This window comes from Bacillus sp. EE-W1 (genome assembly GCF_009760835.1).
In the GTDB taxonomy this organism is placed as follows: domain Bacteria; phylum Bacillota; class Bacilli; order Bacillales; family Bacillaceae_G; genus Bacillus_A; species Bacillus_A wiedmannii.
In genome coordinates this window covers 17360-22478 of record NZ_WIPE01000069.1, presented here as the reverse complement: position 1 = coordinate 22478, position 5119 = coordinate 17360, and the positions used below count along the sequence as shown (strand labels likewise).

General features: G+C 32.0%; 7 protein-coding genes. 6 read left to right on the top strand and 1 reads right to left on the bottom strand.

All coding sequences use genetic code 11. From position 1 onward, the window contains the following. Positions 1 to 805: MBL fold metallo-hydrolase (locus tag GFJ36_RS16740; protein ID WP_242016007.1), on the top strand; the 805-nt coding region annotated here is incomplete at its 5' end. A gap of 188 nt (positions 806 to 993) precedes the next feature. On the opposite strand, the gene GFJ36_RS16735 is transcribed toward GFJ36_RS16740, so the two are convergent. Next, complete coding sequence (locus GFJ36_RS16735; protein WP_001191994.1) at positions 994 to 1293, bottom strand: hypothetical protein; 300 nt, start codon at positions 1291 to 1293, stop codon at positions 994 to 996. Between the two features lie 549 nt (positions 1294 to 1842). Between GFJ36_RS16735 and GFJ36_RS16730 the strand changes: the two genes are divergently transcribed. The 5 genes from GFJ36_RS16730 to GFJ36_RS16710 form a co-directional block, all read left to right on the top strand. After that, a complete protein-coding gene (locus GFJ36_RS16730) occupies positions 1843 to 2751 on the top strand; it encodes an acyl-ACP desaturase (protein ID WP_000957101.1) in 909 nt (302 codons plus the stop codon). A 216-nt stretch (positions 2752 to 2967) separates the two neighbouring features. Next, positions 2968 to 3429 (top strand): CarD family transcriptional regulator, encoded by a 462-nt coding sequence (locus tag GFJ36_RS16725; RefSeq protein WP_000486301.1) that lies wholly within the window; start codon positions 2968 to 2970, stop codon positions 3427 to 3429. A 548-nt stretch (positions 3430 to 3977) separates the two neighbouring features. Beyond that, a complete protein-coding gene (locus GFJ36_RS16720) occupies positions 3978 to 4124 on the top strand; it encodes a BC1881 family protein (RefSeq protein ID WP_000738548.1) in 147 nt (48 codons plus the stop codon). 294 nt (positions 4125 to 4418) lie between these two features. Then, entirely contained in the window at positions 4419 to 4652 is a 234-nt protein-coding gene (locus GFJ36_RS16715) for a hypothetical protein (RefSeq protein ID WP_000340034.1), read from the top strand. Positions 4653 to 4891: 239 nt separating this feature from the next. Further along, a partial coding sequence (locus GFJ36_RS16710) for a YuzF family protein (protein WP_157349697.1) occupies positions 4892 to 5119 on the top strand: 228 nt, incomplete at its 3' end.

The window sequence follows — 5119 nt, the reverse complement described above, 5'->3', positions numbered from 1 at the left end:
TTTACTATTTGATGATGGAAATACACAATTAATGATTGATGGTTTTATCTCTAGGCCATCCTTACTAAAAATGTTGTTCAGCAATATAAAAACAGATGAAGATACTGTGGATAAAGTTTTTAATCAAATAGGGGCAGATAATAATAAACTTAAGGGATTATTTATTGCACATACACATTATGATCATGCGTTTGATTTAGCTTATATAGCTAAACGAACTGGAACACATGTATATGGTTCAGAATCAGCAATTAACATAGGTATTGGTGGTGATATAAATAAGAACCAGATGTCTGTATATGAAGTAAATAAGGCTATGAAGTTTGGTGATTTTACTGTTACTGTCCTTCCATCAAAACATTCACCAACCTTTGATGAAGGAGAAAAAATAAAAAAGCCACTTAAACAACCAGCTAAAGCCCTAGATTATCATGAAGACTCTTCATATGATTACTTGATTATGTATAATAATAAAACTTTCCTTGTTAAACCAAGTGCTAACTATATAGAAGGGGTATTAGATGATATTCGAGCTGATGTCTTGTTTTTAGGAATAGGGGTATTAGGAAAGCAGGAAAGTACTTTCCAAAATACGTATTACGAGCAAACTGTACGAAAAGTACAACCGAAGCTTGTTATTCCAATACATTGGGACGATTTCAACAAACCGTTGACAGATACTCTTGAAGCAATGCCTAAATATGCGGACAATACCAAAAATGGATTAGATTTTATCATTCAAAGGACAAAAGCAGATAAAATTGATTTTCAAATACTTCAAGGTTTTAGAAGTATTTACTTCTAAAAAAAGGGATCCACCACACCTCTATCAAGTTAAGAAACATAAAAAACGATAATAATGAACTTCCGCGCTAAAAAAGCCACAAAATTTTCGTTTAGGGGGCAATCTGTTCTGTTAGCTTGATAGCGATGGGGCGGTACCCCTGGTTTAAGTTAAAAAAATCCCCGGAAATAAACCTTTTATAAATATGATTATTTTATTTCGAGGGGCTCCTTATAAATCTTAGCTATATATTTTACGAAATCAATGACGGGATAGTGTATGAGTGAACGGTGCTGCGTAAAACGGATCCCTTCTTTTTCCATTTTCGAAATGAGTTGTTCAATTTCCAACTCTTTTTGTTGTATCCTATTATAATTTTGATATACAATGTTTTTCCATTGATAGGAAGAACCGTGAAAAAAATTCTCCCCTTTTACCCTGTGACTAAATATAATTTCTATTTTTTCTCTACGTTGTTTTTCCTTCATATGCGCTTCCGTTGACTGCATGTTTATCGCCTCTTCCCTTTTTTTGTATACTGTTTCACAAAATTTGGTCTAACTCATCATAGCCAATGTGCATTAAGTTTGTTGGGAATTGTCGTTTAAGGCTATCTCATCAACTATATTTTTTTCAAGCGCTTAATCTAATATATTGGATTATAATCTTACGTCTAAATAAATTGATAGTGTATATAAAACACTATCAATCTTTATTATAAAACGATTCTTTATAGGTATGCACCTTTTTACACTCACCAAAATTTACAACATGACGAGTATCTTTATCCATGAATGTTATTCTGTATTTACTGAGGTTAGTTTTTATTTTGACTTACTAACATATTGTTTGCCTCAATATCTATTTTATAAAAAAGAAAATAGATGTAACGGTCCCTCTTTTGATAAAAAAATCCTATGAAAATATAGCGCTCTTAAAGAGTTTTGTTACAGGTTTGTTATGTTTGATTTAAAAAAAGGAAAGTAATATTTATTTGTAGAAAATTTTTAGAGATAAAAATAAGCTGAATATTCATGGTAAGAAAAGGGGGCACTTATATGCTAACAAATGATTTAGATTTCCGATTAGAACCACGTTTAAAAGAACTGTATGAACAACATAAAATAAGAGCGCAGAAGATAGACTGGGGTTATCATGAATTTTTACCATGGGATAAGGGAATGGACTTTAAAAGAGTTCCTTGGGATGAAAGTCAAGTTACTCTCCCTTCTGGTGTAATTACGGCCATTGAAACAGCTTTATTAACAGAAGTGAATTTACCATGGTTTACAACGTATTTATCTGCGACTTTTAAAGGTTCCCTTTCTGTTATTACAGACTTTATTCATACTTGGACCTCAGAAGAGGATCAACATTCGAATTTATTAGAGACATATTTACTACTCACTCGAAGTGTAAACCCTAAACGTATACATGAATTAAGAAAATCAGTCGTTGAGTGTGGATTTGAGCCTGATTTTCATACACCAATCGAAGCCATGACGTATACGACGCTACAAGAACTTGCAACAATGGTGTTTTACAATAATGTAGCTAAGGTGGCAAGTAAGCATGATCCAGATCTTGCTACATTATTACGCCGTCTTGCAAAAGATGAAACACTTCATTATGCGTTTTATCGAGACGTTATTCGAACACATTTAGAATTGGAACCAAATTATTGCTACCATATTGCCAATGTGATTAGGAATTTTAAAATGCCAGGTGCCGTCATGCCTGATTTTGAAAATAGAATGGCTGTGATTGCAAAAGAAGCAAACTATGGGCCACTACAATATTTTGATCAAGTACTTGATGTAGTGGTTGAGTATTGGGGGTTAAAAGACTTACGACCAATTGCCCCTCTAGCAGAAAAAGCAAGAATTGAGATTTTGGAGTATCATATAAGATTGAAAAAAATACGGGATCGATTTGGCCGTTTTCAAGGAAAAACTGATCTACGTTAATGAGTAGAGATTTCAGAATATACGCGTGGGAATTCCCTTTTCTTTTATTTGAAATCTAGAACGCTCTCTATTATTTTGCGGCTGTTTTCCTTAATTTAACTTCCGAAGAAAAAAGTGATTGACACCAAAAATAAACTCATGATATTATTAAATATTTGATAAAAAATAACATATGTGTTAAGCTTGAGAAAGTTACCACATATGGAGGTGGGTTATATGTTTCAAATTGGCGATAACATTGTTTATCCAATGCACGGAGCAGGTATAATTGAAGCCATAGAAGAAAAAGAGTTCTCAGGGAAAAAGCAACTTTATTATGTCATAAAAATGTCCCTTAGTAATATGCAAATCATGATTCCTAAGGGCAAAATATTGAGTTCGAATATACGCCCAGTTATTGATATACTTACATTAACGCGCATTATACACATTTTTCAGCATGGAGAATCAGGCGAATTAATGCCTTGGAAACAAAGGTATAAAGTAAACACAGATAAAATAAAAACGGGTGAAATACAAGAAGGTGCTGAAGTTATACGTGATTTAATCCGTATAAAGAAGGAAAAAGCACTGAATACAAGCGAAAAAAAATTGTTGGATGATGCATATAAATTTTTGGTCAGTGAGCTAGAATTAATTAAAGGAATCACTGAAAAACAAATAAAAAGTTTCTGTTGAGATTTATTATAAATACTGTATGACATCCCTCGGAAATATCCTGAATTTTCTGGGTATACGTTGATTATTAAAAGGAAAGTATTTCAAAGATATTCAATTTCTTCAACTCACTTTTAGAGTAGACACCTCTTTTGTTACTACTTCAATCTAATCCATTTTGATTTTTAAATTTCTTTTACGAACGTTTGAAGTTTCATCAAATAACTCGATTAAATAGTCACTTGATTTTTACAATCCTGATTCACACTGGCACGGACAAGGAGCCGTAAGGATGAAAGAGAGGTAGGGCTTTCATTGTTTTAGGTAATATACTATCTAAGTCATTATTTCTAGAAGAAAAAAACAATCAATCTCACCACTATCTTTAAGAGTGCCTTATATCTACTGAGACGGTGAATAGTAATTGTTTATCTTCTTTACGTAAAATTGATAAACGAACTGGTAACACCATATGGTCAACTACAAAAAATTGGTTTCCAGACCAGGAAACCAATTTAAATTTTATTTACATACCAATAGTAAATTAAGCAGTAAGAAGGAGTACACACATGAAAAAAATGTTAACAAAAGAATTAAGTAATGAATTAAAGAAGCGAGAAGGGATCATCTCTATTACAGTTGAGTCTTATGAAAAAATCGAAGTTGGTGGAATTCGTGTAGATGGACCAGCTATTATTCTAATTAATCAAGAATAGGTAAAAATAGTTGCATACAAGGAGAAAAGGATCGGCCTTTAAGAGAAGGGGATCCTTTTTGCTTGTTGCAGCTAATATGGGATATACATAACTTTTATCTGATTTGTTGGGATTAAAAGGAAGGAGAGGGTCGGGATTATCATGGTAGAGAGCTTAATATTGGTAGGATTTCTTTTTACGTTATATAAATTAGTTGATAAAAAACAAACTAATTATTTAAAACGATAGATTGTTTCCTTTTTAAGGGCTAGATTTATTTGAGAGTGAAATGGATTATTTAAAGGAGGAATTTAGATGGATGCAAGGAAAGAACGCATAAAATACGAGAAGATGTCAAAGAATTATGATCGTATTTATTTAGTTTCGTTTATCCTATTAATTGTACTTGTTTGTAGTAGTGTGATTATCATAGGAGCTACAGGGGGAAAATATGGAGTGTTTTTATTGTTAGCAATTTTACTTAACGCACGTATTACGAAAGAATCTCAAAAAAAGTATGAGTACTATTCTAATAAAGGGCGTATTTAAAATGATACATATCCTGAAAGGAACAACCTAGATGTATATGCAAAATATTACTTTATCATCTCCTATTAACTAGTAAAAGTAATTTTATATAAATCATTTTTTTAGCAATGTAGAAATAGAAACCGTACCCTATTAAAATGTGTTTTCTGTCCATATAATGAATTATCCTTCTAGCATATTTATAAGATTTATATCATATATTAGTAGAAAGAATGCGAGTTAGAAAGGAGTCTTATACAATGAGTTATTTGGAGGGAAATGACTTTAGTAAACAAAATATGGTAAGTGTGCCTAATCCCTATGTATATCAGACATTACAATCAGTAATTGGTAAACATGTGATTATTGAAACTGTAAGAGGAAATATAAGAGGTAAATTAAAGGATGTGAAACCCGATCATTTGCTCATTGAAGATACGGTGCCATATATTGTACGCATTCAACAAATTGTATGGATTATGCCAAAA